Annotated in this window: 21 protein-coding genes; 12 read left to right on the top strand and 9 right to left on the bottom strand. The window is 59.5% G+C overall.

Annotated features, from left to right (window positions below; all coding sequences use genetic code 11):
• Window positions 1–43: 43 nt before the first annotated feature.
• Complete coding sequence (locus tag B30_RS06995) at window positions 44–544, bottom strand: putative lipoprotein (protein ID WP_009571342.1); 501 nt, start codon at window positions 542–544, stop codon at window positions 44–46.
• Between the two features lie 139 nt (window positions 545–683).
• Between B30_RS06995 and B30_RS06990 the strand changes: the two genes are divergently transcribed.
• Complete coding sequence (locus B30_RS06990) at window positions 684–1,097, top strand: SufE family protein (RefSeq protein ID WP_009571341.1); 414 nt, start codon at window positions 684–686, stop codon at window positions 1,095–1,097.
• 5 nt (window positions 1,098–1,102) lie between these two features.
• Here the strand turns inward: B30_RS06990 and B30_RS06985 are convergent, their stop codons facing one another.
• From B30_RS06985 to B30_RS06970, 4 genes are read right to left on the bottom strand one after another with little or no spacing between them, the layout of a single operon-like run.
• On the bottom strand, window positions 1,103–1,735 hold the full coding sequence (locus tag B30_RS06985) for a DUF1638 domain-containing protein (protein WP_009571340.1): 633 nt from the start codon (window positions 1,733–1,735) through the stop codon (window positions 1,103–1,105).
• Window positions 1,732–2,046: a YbjQ family protein gene (locus B30_RS06980; protein WP_009571339.1), complete on the bottom strand. Its 315-nt coding sequence runs from the start codon at window positions 2,044–2,046 to the stop codon at window positions 1,732–1,734. The genes B30_RS06985 and B30_RS06980 overlap by 4 nt, the downstream gene beginning before the upstream one ends.
• A gap of 12 nt (window positions 2,047–2,058) precedes the next feature.
• Entirely contained in the window at window positions 2,059–2,274 is a 216-nt protein-coding gene (locus tag B30_RS06975; protein WP_009571338.1) for a hypothetical protein, read from the bottom strand.
• A 29-nt stretch (window positions 2,275–2,303) separates the two neighbouring features.
• Complete coding sequence (locus B30_RS06970) at window positions 2,304–2,999, bottom strand: corrinoid protein (RefSeq protein WP_009571337.1); 696 nt, start codon at window positions 2,997–2,999, stop codon at window positions 2,304–2,306.
• A 76-nt stretch (window positions 3,000–3,075) separates the two neighbouring features.
• Here B30_RS06970 and B30_RS06965 point away from each other — a divergent pair, with 76 nt between their 5' ends.
• Entirely contained in the window at window positions 3,076–4,224 is a 1,149-nt protein-coding gene (locus tag B30_RS06965) for a PA0069 family radical SAM protein (RefSeq protein WP_009571336.1), read from the top strand.
• Window positions 4,225–4,258: 34 nt separating this feature from the next.
• On the opposite strand, the gene bmt is transcribed toward B30_RS06965, so the two are convergent.
• The 3 genes from bmt to B30_RS06950 all read right to left on the bottom strand — a co-directional run bounded on the left by bmt (window position 4,259) and on the right by B30_RS06950 (window position 8,207).
• Complete coding sequence (gene bmt, locus B30_RS06960) at window positions 4,259–5,278, bottom strand: betaine--homocysteine S-methyltransferase (RefSeq protein ID WP_040402051.1); 1,020 nt, start codon at window positions 5,276–5,278, stop codon at window positions 4,259–4,261.
• Between the two features lie 217 nt (window positions 5,279–5,495).
• Window positions 5,496–7,559 carry a phosphatidylglycerol lysyltransferase domain-containing protein gene (locus B30_RS06955; RefSeq protein ID WP_009571334.1) on the bottom strand — a complete coding sequence of 688 codons (2,064 nt, stop codon included), beginning with the start codon at window positions 7,557–7,559 and terminating at the stop codon, window positions 5,496–5,498.
• A 339-nt stretch (window positions 7,560–7,898) separates the two neighbouring features.
• Entirely contained in the window at window positions 7,899–8,207 is a 309-nt protein-coding gene (locus B30_RS06950) for a DUF1476 domain-containing protein (RefSeq protein WP_009571333.1), read from the bottom strand.
• A 263-nt stretch (window positions 8,208–8,470) separates the two neighbouring features.
• Here B30_RS06950 and purC point away from each other — a divergent pair, with 263 nt between their 5' ends.
• The 6 genes from purC (at window position 8,471) to B30_RS06920 (ending at window position 14,242) form a co-directional block, all read left to right on the top strand.
• Entirely contained in the window at window positions 8,471–9,232 is a 762-nt protein-coding gene (gene purC / locus B30_RS06945; RefSeq protein ID WP_009571332.1) for a phosphoribosylaminoimidazolesuccinocarboxamide synthase, read from the top strand.
• A 21-nt stretch (window positions 9,233–9,253) separates the two neighbouring features.
• Complete coding sequence (gene purS, locus B30_RS06940; RefSeq protein ID WP_009571331.1) at window positions 9,254–9,484, top strand: phosphoribosylformylglycinamidine synthase subunit PurS; 231 nt, start codon at window positions 9,254–9,256, stop codon at window positions 9,482–9,484.
• Between the two features lie 215 nt (window positions 9,485–9,699).
• The gene (locus tag B30_RS06935; protein WP_009571330.1) at window positions 9,700–10,161 is read left to right on the top strand and encodes a DUF1203 domain-containing protein; all 462 of its coding nucleotides are present in this window, start codon (window positions 9,700–9,702) and stop codon (window positions 10,159–10,161) included.
• A gap of 92 nt (window positions 10,162–10,253) precedes the next feature.
• Complete coding sequence (gene purQ / locus B30_RS06930) at window positions 10,254–10,922, top strand: phosphoribosylformylglycinamidine synthase subunit PurQ (RefSeq protein ID WP_009571329.1); 669 nt, start codon at window positions 10,254–10,256, stop codon at window positions 10,920–10,922.
• A gap of 158 nt (window positions 10,923–11,080) precedes the next feature.
• Complete coding sequence (locus tag B30_RS06925) at window positions 11,081–12,838, top strand: sensor histidine kinase (RefSeq protein ID WP_193217665.1); 1,758 nt, start codon at window positions 11,081–11,083, stop codon at window positions 12,836–12,838.
• Between the two features lie 69 nt (window positions 12,839–12,907).
• Window positions 12,908–14,242, top strand: coding sequence for a sigma-54-dependent transcriptional regulator (locus B30_RS06920; RefSeq protein ID WP_009571327.1), 1,335 nt, complete (start codon window positions 12,908–12,910; stop codon window positions 14,240–14,242).
• 44 nt (window positions 14,243–14,286) lie between these two features.
• On the opposite strand, the gene B30_RS06915 is transcribed toward B30_RS06920, so the two are convergent.
• Window positions 14,287–14,760 (bottom strand): hypothetical protein, encoded by a 474-nt coding sequence (locus tag B30_RS06915; protein WP_009571326.1) that lies wholly within the window; start codon window positions 14,758–14,760, stop codon window positions 14,287–14,289.
• 768 nt (window positions 14,761–15,528) lie between these two features.
• Between B30_RS06915 and B30_RS06910 the strand changes: the two genes are divergently transcribed.
• From B30_RS06910 to B30_RS06895, 4 genes are all read left to right on the top strand, one after another.
• A complete protein-coding gene (locus B30_RS06910; protein WP_009571325.1) occupies window positions 15,529–18,585 on the top strand; it encodes an Rne/Rng family ribonuclease in 3,057 nt (1,018 codons plus the stop codon).
• A 138-nt stretch (window positions 18,586–18,723) separates the two neighbouring features.
• Window positions 18,724–19,476, top strand: coding sequence for a cytochrome c biogenesis CcdA family protein (locus B30_RS06905; RefSeq protein ID WP_009571324.1), 753 nt, complete (start codon window positions 18,724–18,726; stop codon window positions 19,474–19,476).
• Window positions 19,477–19,546: 70 nt separating this feature from the next.
• Complete coding sequence (locus B30_RS06900; RefSeq protein ID WP_009571323.1) at window positions 19,547–20,776, top strand: hypothetical protein; 1,230 nt, start codon at window positions 19,547–19,549, stop codon at window positions 20,774–20,776.
• 23 nt (window positions 20,777–20,799) lie between these two features.
• Window positions 20,800–22,158, top strand: a complete 1,359-nt coding sequence (locus B30_RS06895; RefSeq protein ID WP_009571322.1) for a cytochrome P450 — start codon at window positions 20,800–20,802, stop codon at window positions 22,156–22,158.
• Window positions 22,159–22,300: the final 142 nt, after the last annotated feature.

Here is a 22,300-nt window from a genome sequence, read left to right as displayed (position 1 = left end):
AAGCCGGGATGTAAAGGCGGGCCAGAGCGCGGCCCGCGCCGTTTTAGCGCCGCACTTGACGTGCGCCTGCGGCCCCTTTGATGAGGATGGTACGAATGCCCGCAAGATCTTCGTTCGAGAGCGATTTGGCCGCGGTGATCCGACGTTGTGCGGCGGTGCCCGTGGGCGCGGCGGAGGTCGGTGGGCGCAGGCGGAAGTCATAGGCGGCGACAGAGGCATCCGCAGAGGCCACACGGACCAGTTCGGCGTCGAAATAGCCAAGCGTGGGCAGGGTTGCGGTGGCGGTGATGATGGCACCAGAGGCCGATTTGACCACGTTGACATCCGAAATGGCCGGCGCCAAGGGCCGGGTGTCAACGAAGTTCGGATAGCCTTTGCGCGGCGCCAAGGAGGGCAGGACGGTGACAGCGGTGTCATCATTCAACACGGCGACCGGTTCGGATTTGCCAAACCAGTTCAGAGGATTGATCCGCGACTCTTTGATCGAGGCGCAGCCCGTTACCAACATGAGCACCAACCCAGAAACAATCACCTGACGCCGCATCGGGCCTCTCCCCATAAATCTCTTTGCCCAAGGGCTACCTGAAAACAGCGGGCTTGAAAAGGGTCGCAATCGGCGCGGATGCTGGACCTTCTCCCCCTGACGCCTTATGTGAAGGGTCAACGGAACAAGGAGAGACCCGATGGCGACGGAGCGCTTTGAAGACATCGTTGAAACCTTTGAGTTTCTGGACGATTGGGAGGACCGTTATCGCCATGTGATCGAGATGGGCAAGGCCTTCGCCCCCTTGGATGATGCGTTCAAAGTGCCCGCCACCAAGGTTGAGGGCTGTGCCTCGCAAGTCTGGTTGGTGCCAACGGTTGAAGAGGGACGGTTTGACTTTGCCGGGGCCTCGGATGCGATGATCGTTCAGGGGCTGATTGCCATTCTGCACGAACTCTACGCCGGGTTGACTTTGCCCGAGGTTATGGCCGTCGATGCCCCTGCGGAATTGGCGCGGTTGGGCTTGGACGAACACCTGTCTGCGCAACGCTCAAACGGGCTGCGGGCCATGGTCACCCGCATTCGCGAAACGGCGGCCAAAGCCAAAGCGTAATCGCATCAGGCGCGGATAAACCGTTCAAGATCGCCGTAGCCGGTAAAGCGACGTTCGAATGTCAGGCCCAGACGGTCGGCACACACGCGCGCCGTCTCGGTCAAATCCGCGTCCTCGGTTTGCGCCAGATAGACCAGTTTTTCGTAATTGCCGAAATACATGTGACGCAAATCCGGGTAGCGATCCAACCCCAACGGTTTCCACACAAAGGCGTCAAATTGCCGGGCGAGAAAATCCGTCAGGTAGAAACTCGTGACTTCGCCATGGGCGGCAAAAGCCTCGGCCCCTTCAAAGAACGAGTAACAATGCGGGGCTGAGATCATCTCTGCCCCGTATCTCTCACATAAATTCTGCAACTGCCCGCCGGTGCCACAATCCCCATAAGCCACGAGGATATGGTCATATTTCCCACGGTGCTTGAGGATCGCGGCCTCGACCGCCGGGGTGATTTTTTCGGGCGTGTTGTGTAAGATCGCGGGCAGGCAGGTCAGCGTCAGATGATCCAACCCGTTGGCCGCAATCAGGGCCAAGACCTCGCGGGCCAAAGCGCCACAGGCGATGACCAAGGTCTTGCCCGTGCCGACCTGATCGAGGCCCTGATCGCGCAGGGCCTCATCACTGAGCGGAACGGGGTTCATTTCAGTTTGACCGCGGTCCCATAGCACATGACCTCAGACGCCGATTGGGCGATGGCCGAGGTTTGAAACCGCACCGCGACAATCGCATCTGCGCCAAGTGCTGTGGCCTCTGCGATCATCCGATCCATCGCCTGTTCGCGGGCTCCGGCCAAGAGGGAGGCATATTCTTTCACCTCGCCGCCGACGATATTGCGCAGGGATGCGACAATGTCAGAGCCGATGTGTTTGGCCCGCACGGTCGATCCGCGCACCAGTCCAAGAGAGACGGACACCTCACTCCCGGCGACGGTTTCAGTTGTCAAAACAAGCATTTATAGACCCTTTTACTTTTCAATTTTGTCGTAATGATCGTCTTCGGCGCTCGACAGACGGTCCTCCAGAACGCGCCATGCGATATAGCCCACGACGAGGGCGACGATCACCACAGGCCACATCAGGGGCATTTGCAAACTGGCCAAAATCATGGATCCCAACCACAGCGTCCCTAAAATTGCGCCGCCCACGACCACGAGGATTAAGGCCAATTTGTCAATTTTCATGTCTGGCTCCTGCGGTCGTGGGCACGTGGTTAGAGTTGATTGTGGCGCGCGGCGATCAGGCGTTTCGCGGTTTCCACCGCAATCGCCGCATCATCGCAATAGGCATCCGCGCCGATGGCCCGACCGAACTCTTCGTTCAAGGGCGCACCGCCGCAGAGCACGATATATTTGTCGCGCAGACCCTGTGTGGTCAGGCTCTCGATCACGGTTTTCATATAGGGCATGGTCGTGGTCAACAGGGCGGACATGCCAATAATGTCCGCGCCCTCGGCCTCTGCCGTGCCAATGTAACTCGCGGCCTCGGTGTTGATGCCCAGGTCAATGATCTCAAATCCCGCGCCTTCCATCATCATCGCCACAAGGTTTTTGCCGATGTCATGAATGTCGCCTTTGACCGTGCCGATGACCATTTTGCCCATTTTTGGCGCGCCGGTTTCGACCAAAAGCGGTTTCAGGATCGCCATGCCGCCCTTCATCGCCTGCGCCGCACGCAGCACTTCGGGGACAAACAAAATCCCGTCGCGGAAATCGTCGCCGACGATCTGCATCCCCGAGACCAGCGCTTTGGTCAGGATGTCGTAAGGGGTCCATTTCCGCTCCAACAGGATGCGCACGGATTCTTCGATCTCGTCTTTCAGACCGTCATAGAGGTCATCCATCATCTGTTCGGTCAATTCATCGTCGTTGAGATCGGACAGGATCAGGTCGTCTTCATTGTCAGACATCTGCATTTCCTTCTTGGACAGGGCCAAACTGCGCCTGTGTGTGCGGTGATTTCTGCCAAGTCCCGCGCAATGGGGATTGGCATATGTTCTCATTTTGTTCTACATTTTGGGCATGGCTCATGATTCCACTCAACACCCAGATTTGCTTGCCGATACGCTGCCGCTTGGGCTGGTGCCCAAGGCGCGCGGGGCACAGTCGAATGCCAGCGGCCGGTTTGAACGGCTGGCGCGTGAAACCTTTATCGACGGCTGGGATGCCGAGCTTGAGCAAACCATCGCGCGCACCACGACCGTGGACGAACGTCCGCGCAAAATCATCACCCGCAACGACAGTCCCGACATTCCGTTTGACCGCTCGATCAACCCGTACCGGGGCTGTGAACACGGCTGTTCTTACTGTTTCGCGCGGCCCACGCATGCCTATCTCGGGCTGTCTGCGGGCTTGGATTTTGAAACCCGACTGACCCGCAAAAAGGGCGCTGCGGAGGTTTTGGCCCGTGAACTCAGCGCCGCATCTTACAAGGTGGCCCCGATCGCCATCGGTACAAACACCGATCCCTACCAACCGATCGAGGCGCGTGATCGGGTGATGCGCGGGCTGCTTGAGGTGCTGTCCGCGTACAATCATCCGCTCACGATCACCACCAAAGGCACGTTGATCGAACGCGACATTGATCTTTTGAAACCGATGGCGGCCAAGGGGCTGGTGCAGGTCGGTCTGTCCGTCACCACCCTGGGCTCGCGCTTGTCGCGACAACTCGAACCTCGGGCTCCGGTGCCGGCGCGGCGGTTGAAAACCATGCGCCTTTTGACCGATGCGGGCATCCCCGTGCGCGTCATGATTGCGCCAATCATCCCGGCGCTGACCGATCACGAGCTGGAGGCCATCATGGGTGCCGCCGCCAGTCACGGCGCCAGGGCCGCAGGCTACATCATGTTGCGTCTGCCTTTGGAAGTCGCGCCCCTGTTCGAAGATTGGCTGGCCACCCATGTGCCCGACAGGGCGCAGCGGGTGATGAACCGCGTGCGCGAGCTGCATGGCGGTAAAGTGTATGACAGCCATTGGGGCAAGCGGATGAGAGGCGAGGGCGAATGGGCCGAACTCATGGCGCAACGCTTTGACATCGCGCTCAACCGCACCGGCCTCATGACAAAGCTGCCCGCGCTCAAACAGGATCTGTTCGCGGTGCCGCCCAAAGCGGGCGATCAATTGAGCCTGTTCTGAGACCGGGCGGGTCATCTGCATTTTCCTCTATGGATCAATCGCGGGCCCGGCGACGGCCGGAGCGTTCGCGTTTGGCGGGGCCTTTGTCGTCGGTGCCATCTGAGGCCGAAGAAAATCCGCCAAGTTTCGCGGTGATCTGTTCCAAGGTTGGGCGCTCGCCGCGCGGACGGGTTTCAAGCGCCTCTTTCATGGCGCGCAGGTGTTCGGGCGTGGTGCCGCAGCAGCCGCCGATGATCGTCGCCCCGGCATCGCGCGCCATACAGGCGTAATCGCCCATCAATTCGGGCGTGCCATCATAATGGATGTGCCCGTCCATGTAGCGTGGGATACCTGCGTTGCCTTTGGCAATGATCGGGCGCTCATGGCCTTGTGCTGAAAAGCCCAAAACCGTGCGCAACAAATCCGACGAGCCGGTGCCGCAATTGGCGCCATAGGCTACGGGAGGCGTTGGCATTTTTTCAACCATATCCGCAAGTCGCGCCGAGGTGACGCCCATCATCGTGCGCCCCGCCGTGTCAAAACTCATCGTGCCGACCCAGGGCAGCCCGGCCAAAGTCGCGCCTTCTGCGGCGGCTTTATATTCGTCGGCGGCAGAGATGGTTTCGATCCACGCCACATCGGCGCCACCGGCTTTCAGCCCCTCGGCCTGTTCGTGGAACATCTCGACAGCGGCAGAATAAGACAGCGGTCCCATCGGTTCCATGATCTCTCCGGTCGGGCCCATGGACCCGGCCACAATCACCACACGCCCGGCACGATCAGCGACGTTGCGGCCGATTTCGGCGGCGGCTTTGTTCAGCTCATGCACGCGGTGTTCGGATTTGTGCAATTTGAGGCGCGAGGCGGTGCCGCCAAAGGAATTGGTGAGAAAAATATCAGACCCGGCCTCGACTGCGCCCAGATAAAGCCGGGTGATGTTTTCGGGTTTGTCGACATTCCAAAGCTCCGGCGCGTCGCCAGAGGACAGGCCCATGTTGAACAGCGTTGTGCCCGTCGCCCCATCAGCCATCAGCCAATCGCGGGTTTCGAGAAGTTTGGAGAGGGCGTTGGGCAGGGGGGCGTCGGTCATGGCGGCTCCGGGGGACTGAATAAGGGGGCGCGAGGGCGCGCGGACAAAGAAAAAGGTCCCGGACGGGCGGCCCGACCGGGGGTTTGTAGCCCATGTGCCATGTCTGGCCCGATTTATCAAATTCAATCAGGTCATAAAGATCATGAGCGTGCTGCACATTCGCACGACCAGGAGCGAACAGAAGGGATGCGCCGTGTTCGCCTCAACCCGCACCAGTGGGACGGCGGCGAAACAGATGCAGGGTGCGGTGGGTGGCAAAGCGTGAGGCTTTCATCGGGTTCGCGGTGGGTCTGGGCGGAGGTGCGGTCACCCGGCGCAAAATATCCATACCCGCCACCGCAAGCGCCAAGCGAGACGGGGCGGCGAGGTAGAGCGTTTCCCACTGTGGGGCAAAGGCGGATTTGAACCGGCGCAGACCCGCAGCCCCCGATTTGGCAAGGAACTTACCCCGAAGCCAACGGGTCAAAGCGTCATCGTCGTGACCGTCCCAGGGCACGGCGGCCAAGGACAGGCGCGGACAGCCATAGGCGGCAGCGGCGCGAATGGCCTCGATGATCAGCAACTGTATTGTGCCATCCGGGGCCGCAGATCCCGCGCGCATCAGATCCAGCGTCATCTCATGGCGGCTTTCATGTAGCGAAATGAAGGCCACAAGATTTTCACCTTGATAGGCGAGAAACACCCTTTGGCAGGAAATATAGCCGCGGTCATAGGTGCCCATGGAAAACCCGCGCTCCTTGCCGCGCATGCCGAGCCATTCCTGTGCCACGCGATCCATGTCTGCGAGGGGCAGGTCGCGGGCGCCTTCGCGGACTTTGATCTGCGCCTCTTCGGCCTTGCGGATCACCCGGCGCAGTTGTCGGGTTTTTGAGCCTTCGAGCGAAAACCGAGCGGGTACGAGCCACGCCTCTTGTGCTGTCGGGAGGACTTTCCACCCCGCCTTGCGCGCCGAGGCGGCCATGCGCGCGCCGCATTTGTAAATCGCGGGCATGCGGTAGCGCATCCGCGCGGCACGAGACAGGGCGTCGCGGGCGGCAGACGGGCAGCCCCGTGCAGCAATCGGATCGGAGAGCATGACAAGCGATTGGCCAATCGGGGCGGCAAGGCCCAAGGGGCGACCCTTTTCCGAGGTCAAAAGGGAAAAATCGCGTGTGCGCAACAGGTTGGCTTCTGCCCGCGGGGCGGAAAAGAGCTGTATTTCCATTTCGGGTGTGAGGTAGGGTGCGCTTTTGGTTTTGACCAGACCGGGTTCGCGTGACAGCGAGCAGGAGCGGGGTCCGCGCAAGATCAGCAGCCCGGCAAGCATGGCGGGGAGGGCGTAATAGACCAAACGAAACGCCAAAACCGCGCCCAAAAGCTGGTCAAGTTCAATTGTATGCAACAATGAGGCCAGCGTGGCCTCAAATGGACCGACCCCGCCCGGTGTCGAACCAATGATGCCAGCGCCCAGTGAAAACAGATAGGCGGAAATGGTTTGGCCGATGGCAAGGGACACCTCAGGCGGCATCAGCGCATAAAGGGCAAGGCCCGCGAGGATGGTGTCACAGGCGGCCAGACCGATGACCGTGCCCATGGCGCGCAGGCTGGGCCACGGCACACGCACCAACGGTCCGGGCGGGTAGACCGAAATCACAGCCATCGCAATCGCCAGAGCAATCGCCCCGGTGGCGAGCGATTTCATCCACGGGATATCCGGTTGAAAGGCCAGCACCGCGACGGCGGCGACCACGGCCCAACCGGCCAAAAAGGAGAGCGCGACCGCAGCAGAGAGGCGTGCGGCCTGCCAAAGCGTCAATTCCGGCAACATCCGCCAGCGGATCAACGCGCCCGTCAAAGCGCCAAAGCCTAAGGATTGCGACAATCCGATTGCCGCAATGCCAGAAAGGCGTGCCGCACGGGCGGAAATGCCGGTGCCGAGCTGAGCATGCAGCACACGGTCATATTGGCCGACGGCCCAGAAACTGCCCATTGTGGCAAGCCCGGCGAGGCCCCATTGACCGGGGCCAATCGTGGTGATGGACGCGGCAATGGCGGCAAGGTCGAGATGGGCGATCTTGCCCCAGACCAGCCAGCCGATGAACAGGGTCATGGCCAGCGGCAAAAGCTGTTTGCCCAAAAGTGCGCGCAGGCCGTTCGTCTTCTCTGGTTTCGCCCCCTGTGTCACCCCCGGTTTCACCCCGAGTTGCGGTCGCACCGGCTTGGACTTCGAGCGCACGGGATCGGGGACGCGAAGGGCCTCTTCGATGTCGAACGGGCTGTGGCGCATGGCGAAGGTGGTCCTTTTGGGCTGAGCCTGAGGTCGGGTTCTGGCGCGCTGGGGGGATCAAGCGCACACATGATTGGTCTGTGAGCAATAGTCCCGGTTTGCCAAGATTCGATTAATCCACGTTCAATTTGAGCGCGGCGCAGCCAAAACCGGCAAATAGACCGGCAAATAGAACTGTGTTTGAGGTGGAGATGTGAAAACGGCCCGCAGGATGACTGCGGGCCGTGATGCTAAAATTGACTGTGATTGACACAGTGATTGACGGTGTCTGTTGGGGGCTGAACGATAACCACCAAACCCGACCACAGCCGGGCTTGTCGGATCGGCACTACGCCAAACTTATTGCATCATCTCTTGTTGAGCCTCGACCAGGAAGGCGGCATATTTTTCGCGGATCGCTGCGGCGGTTGAGCGCGCGCCGAGGTCTGCGGCGACTTTGGCGATCACATCTTCGGCACCGGATTCTTGCATATCGGCGCGGATCACCTCCGCCACATAGGCCAAAGCGTCGGCTGCGGATTTGCCCATAATATCGGCGGCCCAAAGCGCAATTTTTTTGTTCGCACGGGCCTCCAATCGAAATTGGGTCTCGGCGTCATGGACAAATTTGGATTCAAATGCGGCTTCGCGGTCGTCAAATGTGGTCATTGTTGGCTCCTCCTCAACTGCTGATCTTACTTAAAATATGGGACTTATCTTTGCGACATATCAAGACGCATGAATGAATATTTATCAAAAACTTTAAAAGGACACAGCGTGTTGGCATGGGGCAGGTGGCGTTTGGACAGAGTTTTCCGCTCTGGCGGGGGCAAATATGGCGCCGAACTTGCTCCCGGCGTTCCCTTGCCCTAAAGAGCGGCATAAAGAGGCCGGTCGCGATGATTCCCGGCCCATCAGCTTTTGGAGGCCCCATGGCGCGCCGTAAAAAAATCTATGAAGGCAAAGCAAAGACTCTTTATGAGGGTCCGGAGCCGGGCACGCTGATCCAGTATTTCAAAGATGACGCCACCGCGTTCAACGCCGAGAAGCGCGCCACCATCGAAGGCAAGGGCGTGTTGAACAACCGCTTGTCCGAGTTTTTCATGAACGGCCTGACCGCCATCGGCGTGCCGAACCACTTCATCAAACGCCTCAATATGCGCGAGCAGTTGATCCGCCAGTGCGAGATCATTCCGCTCGAAGTCATCGTGCGCAACTTTGCCGCGGGGTCCATGGCCAAACGTCTGGGTCTCGAAGAGGGGATGCGCCTGCCGCGTCCGATCATCGAATTTTCCTACAAAGACGACGCTTTGGGCGATCCTTTGGTGCCCGAAGAATACATCATCGCCTTTGGTTGGGCCTCGCAACAGGACCTCGACGACATCGTCGCTTTGGCGTTGCGGGTGAATGATTTCATGTCCGGCGTGATGTATGGCGTTGGCATCAAACTGATTGATTTCAAAATCGAAATTGGCCGGGTCTGGGACGGCGATTTCATGCGCCTGATCGTGGCTGATGAGATTTCGCCGGACAGTTGCCGGTTGTGGGACATCGAAAGCGGACAAAAGCTTGATAAAGACGTGTTCCGCCGCGACCTGGGCTCGCTCACCGATGCCTATTCCGAAGTGGCTCGCCGCCTTGGCGTTTTGCCCACGAACGGCCCGATCGGCGACAAGCCGACCCTGATCAACTAACTTCCTAAAGGATTGCCCACGATGAAAGCCCGCATCGACGTCATGCTGAAAACCGGTGTTCTCGACCCTCAGGGGGCGGCCGTCCAACACGCGCTCGGCGCGCTTGGGTTTGAGGGCGTCAACGAGGTCCGTCAGGGCAAGGTGATCGAATTGGATCTGGCCGATGGCACCTCGGAAGAGTCGATCAAAGAGATGTGCGACAAGCTTTTGGCCAACACGGTGATCGAAAGCTACCGGATCACCCTGCTCTGATCTGAGTTGGGTCTGTAAAACATTGAAAAGCCGCTCCCTTGGGGGCGGTTTTTTGTTGGGCAATTGGGTTTTCCCAGTTGCATTTCTTGTTTGGTCAAGCCCCGTCCTCCGCAAGTCACGGCGCTTCGGTCCCCAAATCCGTTTCCACAGGATCCGGGTCGCCAAATGAGGGGTGGTTTTTTAGGTCTGAGGCACATCCACACAGGAGCGTTACGATGATCTTTCAAGGACTGCCCACCCTCACCGCCCATGCGCTGCGCCTTGGCAAACCGGATGCCAATGGCCAGACGCCTGAGCGGGTGTTGAACCCCTATGACGCCGCGCCGTGTCGGCATTGTTTGTGCCATGTGCCAAAAGGGGCGGGGATGTTGATTTGCGCGCATCGACCGTTCTCTATATTGCAACCCTATGCTGAAACCGGGCCGATCTTTCTGTGCGCCGCCGAATGCCCGCCTTACTTCAGTTCGGAAACCCCGGCGGTGTTGACCAGCTCGCCGGACTATCTGATCAAAGCCTATAATGCCGAGGAACGCATTGTTTATGGCACCGGGCGGATCACGCCACAATCCGAGATCAAACCCTATTGCGCCGAATTGCTGATCCGTGAGGACATTGCTTTCGTCGACATCCGTTCAGCGCGCAACAATTGTTGGCAAGTTCGGGTGACACGGGGGTAATCTGGGCTGATCTCCACTTGATCCAAACCCCGTCCCATCGTATCAGGCGGGCGAATGCCTCCCATCTGCCTATCTGCCAAGGAGCTCTGCCGATGAAAGCCGCCGTTCTGCAATTCCCCGGATCGAACTGTGACCGCGATATGTACACGGCGCTCAAGCGCGCGGGGGCGGATGTCACGATGGTTTGGCACAAGGACGCGGACTTGCCCGAGGGTGTCGATGTTGTCGGCGTGCCGGGGGGCTTTTCTTATGGCGATTACCTGCGCTGCGGTGCGATTGCGGCGAACTCGCCCGTCGTGGCGTCGTTGAAGAAACACGTTGAGCGCGGCGGCTATGCCTTTGGCATTTGCAACGGCTTTCAGGTCCTCACCGAGGCGCGGCTTTTGCCCGGCGCTTTGCTGCGCAACGGCAATTTGAAATACATCTGCCGCACGGTGGGATTGGCCGTTGAAATCACCGACAGCCCCTATACCTCCGCCTATGCCCAGGGTCAGCACATCCGCATTCCGATCGCGCATCACGACGGCAATTTCACCGCCGATGCCGACACGCTGGACATGTTGGAGGGCGAGGGGCTTGTGGCGTTCCGCTATCTTGACAACCCGAATGGATCGGATCGCGACATTGCGGGCATCCTGTCACCGAACCGGCGCGTCTTGGGGATGATGCCGCACCCGGAACGCGCCGCCGAACCTGCGCATGGCAATGAGGACGGGGCTTTGTTCTTTGCCTCGCTGCTTGAGGCTGTGGTCTCGGCCTGAACCGGTTAAGGGTGGGTCAACTCTGGCTCGCCATGGACCTCTGTGTGGCGAAACTCCGCTCAAATTGTTGAAAACCGTCAAAAATCCGCTGGGTTTGACGCGGCATGCGCGCTCGCGACCTCTTGCAGGTCCGGGGTGGGCGGGCGTATTCTGCTTGCATGAGTGAGCGCGACCTGATGGGGCCGAAAAGGCCGAAAACAATGACCTGGGCCGGGCGGCTGGCGCTTGTTGCGTTTGTCGTGGCGGCCATTGGCGTCATTTGGGTCACCAACCTGTTTTTGACCGAACGCTATACCATTTTGACGCGCAACCGCGCCGAAGTGCGTCAGGCGCTCTACTCCGGCAACCTGCTGTCGGAACTTCAGCGCAATTCCATCGTGCCGATCCTGTTGTCGCGCGATCCGGTTTTGGTCGGTGCGCTCAATTCCAACGATTTCGCCCAGACCTCGCAACATCTGATCTCCTACATTCAGGAAATTGGCGCGGCGGGGATCACGCTTTTGGACGAAAGCGGGCGGGTTGTGGCGGCCACGGATCGCTCGCTGTTGGGGACCAACAATCGCCAATCGTCCTATTTCGTCGATGCGCTGCGCTCCAATGATACGATTTTCAAAACCACCCAGCTGAACAACGGGGCTTATGAATTCACTTACAGCCGCCGGATTGATGTCAATGGCGCGCTGGCCGGGGTGATCGTGGTGCTGGTCGATCTGGCGCGATTTGAGAAAACATGGGCCGGGATTTCGGACGCGGTGGTGGTGGCCAATTCGGAAGGCCAGATCATCCTGTCGACCGAGCCGCGTTGGCGTTCGAAAACCGAAACCGAGGCCTTGGCGGTCACCGACGCGCCAACCGCGATTGAGCGCGCGTTTCAGATCACCACCGATTGGTCGCCGGACCCCGCCGAAGTCTATTTGGGCGGCGAGGCCTTGATGCGTTTGGAAAGCCGTATTCCGTTTCGCGGCTGGCGGATGACCTCATTCACCGCCTATTCTTCTGTGCGCGAACGGGTGAACGGGTTCTTGGCGCTTGAGATCATGGGTTTTGCCGTGTTGCTGTCTGGTGTGTTTTACCTGACCTCGCGGCGCGCCGTATCGCGTGCGGGCCTGTTTCAGCGCGAAAGTGCCGAATTGCGGCTGTTGAACGCGGCCCTTGAACGGGAGATTCAAGAACGCAAGCGGGCGGAGAAAAGCCTTGAGGTTGCCGAGCAAACCTTGGCACAATCGTCGAAATTGGCCGTGCTGGGCGAAATGTCGGCGGCGGTCAGCCACGAATTGAACCAACCTTTGGCGGCGATGAAGACCTATTTGGCCGGCGCGCGGCTGTTGATCAAACGCAAACGATCCGAGGAGGCTCTGGCCTCGTTTGGGCGGATTGACGATCTGATCAACCGCATGGCCGCGATCACCAAACAGCTGAAATCCTACGCTCGCAAAGGCTCCGATCAGCTTCAGCCAATTGATTTGCGCGAGTGCGTGTCCTCGGCGCTCTCGATGATGGAACCCCAGCTCAAACAGCGCTCGGTCGAGATCATTCGCACCCTGCCGCCCGAGCCGGTGATCGTCGATGGCGACCGGGTGCGGTTGGAACAGGTCTTGGTCAATCTGCTCAGAAATGCCTTTGATGCTTGTAAAACCGCATCGGAACCCCAAATCGAAATATTGGTCACAGGCGGCACCCAAGCCGCAGTGACCGTGCGAGACAATGGCACCGGGATCGAGGATCTCGATACGCTGTTTGAACCGTTTTATACCACCAAGGCGCCGGGGGATGGCGTCGGGCTTGGGTTGGCGATCTCGTCGGGGATTGTCGCCGAACTGGGGGGGAGATTGATGGCGCGCAACCGTCCGGTGGGCGGTGCGGCCTTTGAAATGGTGCTGCCCCTGTCGCGCGAAAGCAGACACGCGGCGCAGTAACGCCGCATCTTAAGAGTGGCCCAGATTAAATAGGCCCAGAGTTTGGGCCGAAAAAGAAGAGGAAAGACCATGGCGACGGCAATGAAAATCGCGATCGTCGATGACGAACAAGACATGCGCCAATCCATCAGCCAATGGCTTGCGCTGTCCGGATTTGACACGGAAACCTTTGCCACGGCGGAGGAGGCGGTGAAAGCGCTTGGGTCGGATTACCCCGGCGTTGTCATCACCGATATCAAAATGCCGGGCATGGACGGGATGCAGTTTCTCAAGAAACTGATGAGCGTTGATAGCGGCCTGCCGGTGATCATGATCACCGGGCACGGCGATGTGCCGATGGCAGTCGAAGCGATGCGCATCGGCGCGTTTGATTTTCTGGAGAAACCTTTCAACCCGGACCGGATGACGGAACTGGCGAAAAAGGCCACCAACGCGCGGCGGCTGACGCTTGATAACCGGGCGCTGCGGCGCGAGTTGTCCGATGGCACCGGGATTATGAATAAGCTGATCGGCGCAAGCCCGGTGATGGAGCGTCTGCGCGAGGATATTCTGGATCTGGGCCAAGCCGACGGTCATGTGTTGATCGACGGCGAAACCGGCACCGGCAAAACACTGATCGCCCATGCTTTGCACGCGGTTGGCGCGCGGGCCTCGAAAAAATTCATCACCTTTGCCTGCGCTGGCCGGGATGAGTATGATCTGTCGAAACGGTTGTTCGGTCCCGACCCGGATGGGCAGATTCAACCGCTGTTCGAAGAGGCGCGTGGCGGCACCTTGGTGCTGGAAGACATTGAGGCCATGCCAATGCCGCTTCAGGCGCGTTTGCTGACCCTGATCAACGAACAGGGCACGCCGCCGGAAACCCGGATCATCGCGATTTGCAACCTGCAAGAACAAGGCCGGACCTGCGAGTCCGCGATGCGCCCGGACCTGTTTTACCGCTTGGCGGCGATGAAAATCACCACGCCGCCCCTGCGCGCGCGCGGCGAAGACATCCTGTCGCTGTTCACTCAGTTGAGCCAACAATTTGCCGAGGAATACGGCTGCGACGCGCCGGAAGTGTCGGCCCAGGAGGCGGCGCAATTGTTGCAAGCACCATGGCCCGGCAACATCCGGCAATTGATCAATGTGGCGGAGCGTTCGGTGCTGCAAAGCCGGCGTGGGTCGGGGTCGATCACCTCGCTGCTCTTGTCAGAATCGGACGCGCCGGAACAGCAGACCATGACCACAGAGGGCAAGCCGTTGAAGGAATATGTCGAAGCGTTCGAGCGGATGCTGATCGACAACACGATGCGCCGTCACAAAGGCTCTATCGTCGCGGTGATGGATGAACTTTGCCTGCCACGTCGGACGTTGAACGAGAAAATGGCCAAATACAGCCTGCAACGCGCCGATTACCTGTAACCGCCTCTGGCCCCGCCCGTGATCTGCCAATCATCGGGCGGGGCTTAGTCACAGACCTGAAAGTCAACCACACCTTCGCCGGGGCCAAACCGCGCCATGGTATTGACCTCGATGTCGACCAAATAGCCGTCACCGCCGAGGTTTTTGGTGCAACAGCCGTCACAATCCGCATCTGAACAAATGTCGATGGCCTGAGCGGTGATCTCATGCCCGCCTTGGCGCAGGCGCAGTGTCTTCATCCCCAGCCAGCCCCAATCCTTTTCATGCACCGCCACGATGTTATGCGCGGCGACCCATGCCTCGGTCTGAGCGTCCTCCAGGCCGTAAAACTGGCCCGCCCAGGTACAGCCATTATAGGCCAGGCATTCCTCGCTGTCGGGGGCGGGGTAGGAGGTGTAGTTGGTCAGATTGGCCCGATGCCATTCAGGCGCACAGGTAAGCGATTTGGCCTGACAGAATGTTGGGAGAAGGGCGATGATGAGGGAAAAGGTGGCTGTGATAAGCAGGGGGCGGGACATTGCGGGTTCCTTTGGGCACAGCGAGATTGGCGCGTGAGATTGGGACGGTGAGATCAGCAAAGCGCAGATGCCTGAGGTGTGCAAGAGCGGAGGCAGAGAGCCGGGATCAGGTGAGTATTTATTAAGCTCTGGCGGGTAAAAGGTGAAAATTATAGGGTTCCGCCGGGCGGCTTGGATGTATAGACACACGGATGGGCACATGTTTTCCGCGATTTTCAACGTGAAATGTCACTTTGCAAATTTGCGTGTTGTCATAGAGGTGCGGGATCACTACTGATAGGAGGACGCAGGTCTGGCTTGGTGTCCCTTTGAGGTCCATTGGGTCCTTTGGGAAAACGCCGCCCCGGAAACCGCGTGAGACTCATTCGCTGCATGCGAGAGCTGGAGCCGCCTGTGAGGTCCTTGATCCATCTGAGATCAGTGAACCCCATCGACGCCGCCCGCCCGTAGTGCAGACCGATGCCGCCGCTGGGCAGACAAGGTCAGGCATGACAAAGCCAGACGTGATACATCCAGCGGCATGAAACGCCCCTGACGTCCAAGCCGGACAGGGGGATTTGTATGGGGACTAGGGCAGGGCCGAAGGGCGCGCCTGATGTGCCGGAGAAGAACCGCGATGCAACGCGACGAGGCAAGATTAGAGCACAGACGGGACGCTTGCGTCCCCGCGCCCTTGCCCGCACGATCGCTCGCCTCAAAACATCACCCGCAAACCCGCGCGTCGCTCCGAAGGGGAGGCGCGTCTGTTGTGGGTGCCGAAAGACAACAATGGCTAAAAAGATGCTTATCGATGCCACCCACGCGGAAGAGACCCGCGTTGTGGTGGTGGACGGAAACAAGGTCGAGGAATTCGATTTTGAGTCTGAAAACAAACGCCAGCTTGCTGGCAACATTTACCTTGCAAAAGTAACGCGCGTCGAACCGTCGCTTCAGGCGGCTTTTGTCGATTACGGCGGAAACCGTCACGGTTTCCTGGCCTTTTCGGAAATCCACCCGGATTATTATCAAATCCCGGTTGCGGATCGCGAAGCCTTGATGGCCGAAGAATTGGCCTATGCGAAAGCGCAGGAAGAGGAAGAGGACAAGCCGAAGCGCCCCCGTCGCCGCTCCCGTTCGCGCACGCGCTCCAAGGCCGAAGAGGTGACATCCTCTGATGCGGTCGAGACCCAGGAGGTCGTGGGCGAGGATGCGGATCAAGACAGCGCCACAGAAAACGGCGCTCCCCAAAGCATTTCCGGCATGGATGTGATCGAACCGGAGGCTTCCGAGGCCGACGACATGATCGCGGACCCCTCCGGGCACAGCCCGGTCGAAGAGGGCACATCGCCCGCCTTTGCCGTACAGGACACGCCGGTGGAAGAGCCTGCGGAGGAGGACGACACCACCTCTGATGACGTGGCAGACGACAGTGCTGACGATCAAGGCGATGACAGTGACGATCATGGCGACGATGATGGCGACGAAGACGACGCCGAAACCGCCGCCGACAAAGACGACAGCATCGAAAGCGTGGCCGACGATGACACGTCGGATGATTTCCGCCCGGTGCGCAAACCGCGCCCGCGCAAATATAAAATCCAGGAGGTCGTCAAAGTCCGCCAGGTGATGTTGGTGCAGGTCGTCAAAGAAGAGCGCGGCAACAAGGGCGCGGCTCTGACCACCTATCTCTCGCTGGCCGGTCGCTATTGCGTTTTGATGCCGAACACCGCGCGTGGCGGTGGTATTTCACGTAAAATCACCAATATCGCAGATCGTAAGAAACTCAAAGAGATCGCAGGCGAACTTGAAGTACCGCAGGGCGCCGGTCTGATCGTGCGCACCGCAGGGGCGCAACGCACCAAGACCGAGATCAAACGCGACTATGACTACCTCAAACGGATGTGGGAACAGATCCGCGCACTGACGCTGAAATCGACAGCGCCTGCGAAAATCTATGAGGAGGGCGACCTGATCAAACGCTCGATCCGCGACCTCTATAACAAAGACATCGACGAGGTGTTTGTGGAGGGCGAGGCGGGGTTCCGTGAAGCGAAGGCTTTCATGGAAATGATCATGCCGACCCATGCCGAGAATGTGAAACATTACGCCGACAGCCTGCCGTTGTTCGCGCGCTTTCAGGTCGAAAGCTACCTGAGTTCGATGTTCAACCCGACCGTGCAACTCAAATCCGGCGGCTATATCGTCATTGATTTGACCGAAGCTCTGGTCGCGGTGGACGTCAACTCCGGTCGTGCCACCAAAGAAGGCTCGATCGAGGAAACCGCGCTTAAAACCAACCTTGAGGCCGCCGAAGAGGTGGCCCGCCAAGCGCGTCTGCGCGATTTGGCCGGTCTGATCGTGATCGACTTTATCGACATGGAGGAGCGGCGCAACAATGCCGCCGTCGAAAAGCGTCTGAAAGACAAGCTCAAAACCGACCGCGCCCGCATTCAAGTGGGACGCATTTCGGGCTTTGGCCTGTTGGAAATGTCGCGCCAACGTCTGCGTCCCGGCATGTTGGAAGCCACGACCCAGCCGTGCCCGCATTGTCACGGCACGGGTCTGATCCGTTCGGACGATAACATGGCGCTGACGATCCTGCGTCAACTCGAAGAGGAGGGCACCCGCAAGCGCTCCCGCGAGGTTTTGGTCAAAGCGCCGGTGGCGGTGATCAACTATCTGGTCAACATCAAACGCGAACGTGTGGCTCAAATCGAGGCGCGCTACGGCATGGCCGTGCGTCTTGAGGCCGATCCGTTCATGATCTCGCCGGATTTCACCATCGAACGGTTCAAAACCGCAACCCGGGTGATTGTCGCCGAACAGAGCAACGTGATTTCGGCCTCCGCCGATTTGATGGCCGACTATGTCGAGCCTGAGGAGGATCAGGTCGACGCCGTGGGTGAGGAGGCTGAGGCTGTCGAGGTGTCAGAGCCGCGCAGCGTGGATGCCACCGAGGACACGGGCGAAGAAGAGAAGCCGAAGAAACGCCGTCGCCGCCGTCGTCGTCGTCGCAAACCCGGCGATGCGCCTGAAGGGCAAGAGGGCGAAAACGGGTCGGATGAGGACAGTGAGTCCAATGACGACACCGGGTCTGATGAGGGCGAAACTGCGCCGGCTGAGGCCACTTCGGAGGCGCCTGAGACGGCTGAGGACGCTCCGGCTGAAAAGCCGAAGCGCACCCGCACCCGCTCGCGCAGCACCAAAACAACGCCGGTGAGCGAAGAGGTCACAGAGACGAAAGAAGAGACCAAAGACGAGGTCGCACCGGAGGCTGAGGCTGCCGCTGAGGAAGCCCCCGCTGAAAAGCCCAAGCGCACACGGACAAGCCGGGCGCGCAAACCCGCTGTTGTTGCGGAAGAGGGTGCGGAAGCTGCGGCAGAGGCTGAGACTAAGACTAAGACAGCGGCAAAGCCTAAAACCACACGTTCGCGGGCCAAAAAGCCTGTGACCGAGGGGGAAGGTGAAGCTGCGGTTGCCAAACCGAAGCCCGCACCGCGCAAACGCAAGACCAAAGCCGAACGCGAGGCCGAAGAGGCCGCCAAAGCGGCGGAGGCGGCAGCGGTTCAAGCGGAGGCTCCTGCGGCGGAAACGCCAGTTGAGGCTGTGCAGGTTGAGGCCGCGCAAGTTGAGGCTTTGCCTGAGGTTACTGCGGAGGTCGTGCCAGAGATCGTCGCCGAGGTTGCTGTGGAAGCCCCCGTTGCCGAACCTGTGGCCGAAGCTGCGCCAGAAACGGCACCGGAGCCCGCCCCGGAGATGGTTGAGGCCACCAGCGCGCCCGAGACCGCATCCGAGCCAGAGGATGAAGGTCCGAAACGCCGCGGTTGGTGGAGCATTGGACGCTAAATCCACCTAATATAGATCAAAACGGCCGGGTCAGTCCTGGCCGTTTTTGTATGCCTGCGCACCGCACCAACGCAAAAGTGAGGGGGCGCGACATAGCGGACGCTTTCCAGATGCGCCCGGACATGGCATGAGCAGGATATGTTTGGAATCGATCTCTTTGACGCAACCCTCTTGCCCTCCATGCTCGTGGCCTTGGCCGCTGGCATGGTGTCGTTTTTGAGCCCCTGCGTGTTGCCCATCGTGCCGCCTTATCTGGCCTATATGTCTGGCATTTCGATGAATGAACTCACCGGTGGCGGACGCGGATCACGCAAGGCGATCGTGCCCGCGATCATGTTCGTTCTGGGCCTGTCCACCGTGTTCTTGTTCATGGGCTTCACGGCCTCGGCGTTCGGCATGTTTTTTCTGAAAAACCAGGAGGTTTTCGCCAAAATTTCCGGCGTTGTGATCCTGGTTTTGGGCCTGCATTTCCTGTCGGTGTTTCGCATTCCGATCTTGGACCGCGAAGCGCGCCTTGATGCCGGCGACAAGGGCGGCACGGCATTCGGTGCCTATATCCTTGGTCTGGCCTTCGCCTTTGGTTGGACGCCCTGTATCGGCCCGCAATTGGGGGCGATTCTGTCCATGGCCGCCTCCGAAGGCTCGGTCTCGCGCGGCACCATGCTCTTGGCCACCTATGCCTTTGGTCTGGGCTTGCCGTTCCTGTTGTCGGCGATTTTCATCACCCGCGCCGTGGGTCTGATGAACCGGCTCAAACGCCATATGGGGGTGATCGAAAAACTCATGGGTGGGTTGTTGGTCTTGGTCGGACTGATGATGCTGACGGGAGCATTTTCGCGTCTGTCCTATTGGCTGCTTGAAACCTTCCCGGCGCTGAGCCAGCTTGGTTAACTCCGCCGTTTTCGGGCTTATTTTCATCATATTTACCCGCTAAGATGCTTGAAAACCAAAGGGTTCGGGCATGACGGTTCAAGTCAGTGAGTTGGGAGACCAAGAGGTCAGGCGGCGGCGGGTGTTTTACATCCCCGGCTATGACCCGATCCCGCCGCGCCGCTACCGCGAACTCTATCGTAAGGAAAGCCGCGCGCAGGCGGAGATTTCCGGTTATAAGATCGACCTGTCTGCCAAAAAAGGCAGGCGATTTGGCTGGTCGGTGTGCAGCCTTATCAAGGGTGCGCAGACCGAGAGCGAGATCGACGTGCTGGTCTGGTCGGACATTGTCCAAGACAGTATGGACGCCGGGATTTTGCGCACTTATCTGATCCTTGCCCGCACGGCCTGGACCTATATTGGCTCTGGCGCGTTGTTTCGATTGATGAAATTGCGTCGCGGCCCCGTGTTGGCGGCGCTCTATCCGATTGGCGTCTTGCTGTTGCAACTCGGTGTTGCGCTTGGCCTGTTTTGGGGCGTGAGTGCGGTGGCGGGGCGGTTTGGGACGTTCATACAGGGGCTTGGGATCGCGGCGGGGCTTGGCCTCGCCTATGCGCTTTTGACCTGGTTCAAACGTCAGGATGGCAAGTTTTTCGCCTATTATCTGATGCATGATTACGGGTTTTCGGCGCGTTGGCGCGGCGCGGATCCGCCCGCGCTGGTCACTCGAATGGCGGAATTTCGCGCCGATATTGCCGAGGCCTTGCGTCAGGACTGGGACGAGGTTTTGATCGTCGGTCATTCATCGGGCGCGCATGTGGGCGTGTCGATTTTGGCGGAGCTTATCCGCAGGGGTGATGTGCCGGACAATGGTCCGGAATTGTCGTTCGTCTCGCTGGGGCAGGTGGTGCCAATGGTGTCCTACCTGCCCGAGGCCAAGGCCCTGCGCCGGGATTTGGCCTACCTGTCTGCGCGCGAGGAGTTGTTTTGGCTCGATGTCACGGCGCCGGGGGATCCCTGTTCCTTTGCACTGTGCGATCCGGTGAAAGTCTCCGGTGTCGCACCCAAAGATCAAAAATATCCGCTGGTGATCTCTGCCGCTTTCAAGAATACGCTCTCGCCCGCGCGGTGGAACGCGCTCAAGCGGCGATTTTTTCGCCTGCATTTTCAATATCTTTGCGCCTTTGATCGGCCCGGCCCCTACGATTATTTTCAAATCACCGCAGGAGGGCACACCCTTCGCACCCGCTTTGCCACGCACATGCCCAGCCCCAGCCGGATCGACATCCCGGCCAACAGATATACGGACATGGCCCCATAATGCCCCCAGATCTAAAGCCTGATATGATCCCGCCGAAACCGACCCCGCGCCCGGAAAAAACGACCCTGCGCCAGTATGTGAAACTGTTTCGCAAAGACATCCTGTCGGCCCAGCCCGCCAAGCTTTATCGCGCATGGATGGCCGAATATAAAACGCCGTTTTTCCGCTCTTTTCTGGTCAATCAACCCGCGCTGGTCAAACGCGTGCTCAATGAAGAACCGATGAATTTTCCAAAGTCGTCACGCATCGCCGAAGGGCTGCGACCGCTTTTGGGCCATTCGGTGTTTTTGACCAATGGTGAGACCTGGCTGCGGCAGCGCCGGATCATTGACCCGGCCTTTGAAGGCGGGCGGCTCAAAGACACGTTTCCGGCGATGTTGGCGGCGGGGCGGGGCATGGTCGAGCGCCTGAGCACGGAGCACGGCGCGTTTGACATCGAACCCCATGCCTCGCATGCCGCGGCGGATGTGATTTTTCGCACCTTGTTTTCCATCCCGATCACCCACCATGTCGCGCGCGACGTGTTTGACGAATTCCAAGCCTACCAACGCGCCCAACCGATCCTCAACATCGCGGCCTTCGTACCGTTGCCGAAATGGATGCCGCGGTTTCATCGCAAACACACCCGGCAAGGGGCCAGGGCGATCCGCCGGTTGATCACCGATCTGACCGTCGCGCGACAGGCCGAGATCGCAGCGGGGCAGGCGCCTGATGATTTGGCGACCAAGATCATGACCACCAAAGACCCGGTTACGGGGCAGGGGTTTGATACCGCTGAGATGGTCGATCAGGTGGCGATTTTCTTTCTTGCGGGCCATGAGACCTCGGCGTCTGCACTGGCATGGGCGCTTTGGCTTTTGGCCGCCAACCCTCAGGTGCAGGACCGGGTCGCGGCAGAGGGCGCGGCATTTGGCGATCAACCGACGTTCTCGGATCTCTCCAAATTGCGCTTTACCAAGGATGTGTTCCGCGAAACGCTGCGGCTCTACCCGCCCGTGCCGATGATGGTGCGGGAGGCCAAATGCCCGGTGCGGTTCCGCGAACGCGACGTGCCCAAAGGCGCGCAGATCGTGTTGTCGCCCTGGCATTTGGGGCGGCACGAACGGTTTTGGGACCGCCCCGACGTCTTTGACCCGGATCGGTTCAAAACCGAGAACGGCAAGCAATGTCTGCGCGATGCGTTTATCCCGTTTTCCTCCGGCCCGCGGGTCTGTACCGGGGCGGGGTTTGCCATGGTCGAGGGACCCTTGCTTTTGGCCATGATGGCCCGCGCTTACCGCATCACGGTGGTGACGGATAAAACGCCGATGCCCGTGGCGCATTTGACCGTGCGCTCGAAAGACGGGATTTGGCTGCGACTGGAACCGCGCCTTTCGACCTGATCGCGGATGTGAGCGTTTGGGGGATGGCCCGAGGTGAGAAACGTGCGTTCTGAAGGAGTGGCAAAAGCGCGAACAGGCTCCCTGACTGATGGCGCGAGGCTTGAGTTCGGGGAATGCGCGTTCTACACATTCAGGGACTGCT

Source organism: Celeribacter baekdonensis B30 (assembly GCF_000299875.1).
Classification (GTDB): domain Bacteria; phylum Pseudomonadota; class Alphaproteobacteria; order Rhodobacterales; family Rhodobacteraceae; genus Celeribacter; species Celeribacter baekdonensis_A.
Note: the sequence above shows the minus strand (reverse complement) of the source record. Positions and strands in the feature narration are given on the sequence as shown.

Coding starts and splice junctions, on each gene's coding strand:
- B30_RS06995 (WP_009571342.1), bottom strand. CDS start 544: ATGCGGCGTCAGGTGATTGTTTCTGGGTTGGTGCTCATGTTGGTAACG.
- B30_RS06990 (WP_009571341.1), top strand. CDS start 684: ATGGCGACGGAGCGCTTTGAAGACATCGTTGAAACCTTTGAGTTTCTG.
- B30_RS06985 (WP_009571340.1), bottom strand. CDS start 1,735: ATGAACCCCGTTCCGCTCAGTGATGAGGCCCTGCGCGATCAGGGCCTC.
- B30_RS06980 (WP_009571339.1), bottom strand. CDS start 2,046: ATGCTTGTTTTGACAACTGAAACCGTCGCCGGGAGTGAGGTGTCCGTC.
- B30_RS06975 (WP_009571338.1), bottom strand. CDS start 2,274: ATGAAAATTGACAAATTGGCCTTAATCCTCGTGGTCGTGGGCGGCGCA.
- B30_RS06970 (WP_009571337.1), bottom strand. CDS start 2,999: ATGTCTGACAATGAAGACGACCTGATCCTGTCCGATCTCAACGACGAT.
- B30_RS06955 (WP_009571334.1), bottom strand. CDS start 7,559: ATGCGCCACAGCCCGTTCGACATCGAAGAGGCCCTTCGCGTCCCCGAT.
- B30_RS06950 (WP_009571333.1), bottom strand. CDS start 8,207: ATGACCACATTTGACGACCGCGAAGCCGCATTTGAATCCAAATTTGTC.
- purC (WP_009571332.1), top strand. CDS start 8,471: ATGGCGCGCCGTAAAAAAATCTATGAAGGCAAAGCAAAGACTCTTTAT.
- purS (WP_009571331.1), top strand. CDS start 9,254: ATGAAAGCCCGCATCGACGTCATGCTGAAAACCGGTGTTCTCGACCCT.
- B30_RS06935 (WP_009571330.1), top strand. CDS start 9,700: ATGATCTTTCAAGGACTGCCCACCCTCACCGCCCATGCGCTGCGCCTT.
- purQ (WP_009571329.1), top strand. CDS start 10,254: ATGAAAGCCGCCGTTCTGCAATTCCCCGGATCGAACTGTGACCGCGAT.
- B30_RS06925 (WP_193217665.1), top strand. CDS start 11,081: ATGAGTGAGCGCGACCTGATGGGGCCGAAAAGGCCGAAAACAATGACC.
- B30_RS06920 (WP_009571327.1), top strand. CDS start 12,908: ATGGCGACGGCAATGAAAATCGCGATCGTCGATGACGAACAAGACATG.
- B30_RS06915 (WP_009571326.1), bottom strand. CDS start 14,760: ATGTCCCGCCCCCTGCTTATCACAGCCACCTTTTCCCTCATCATCGCC.
- B30_RS06910 (WP_009571325.1), top strand. CDS start 15,529: ATGGCTAAAAAGATGCTTATCGATGCCACCCACGCGGAAGAGACCCGC.
- B30_RS06905 (WP_009571324.1), top strand. CDS start 18,724: ATGTTTGGAATCGATCTCTTTGACGCAACCCTCTTGCCCTCCATGCTC.
- B30_RS06900 (WP_009571323.1), top strand. CDS start 19,547: ATGACGGTTCAAGTCAGTGAGTTGGGAGACCAAGAGGTCAGGCGGCGG.
- B30_RS06895 (WP_009571322.1), top strand. CDS start 20,800: ATGATCCCGCCGAAACCGACCCCGCGCCCGGAAAAAACGACCCTGCGC.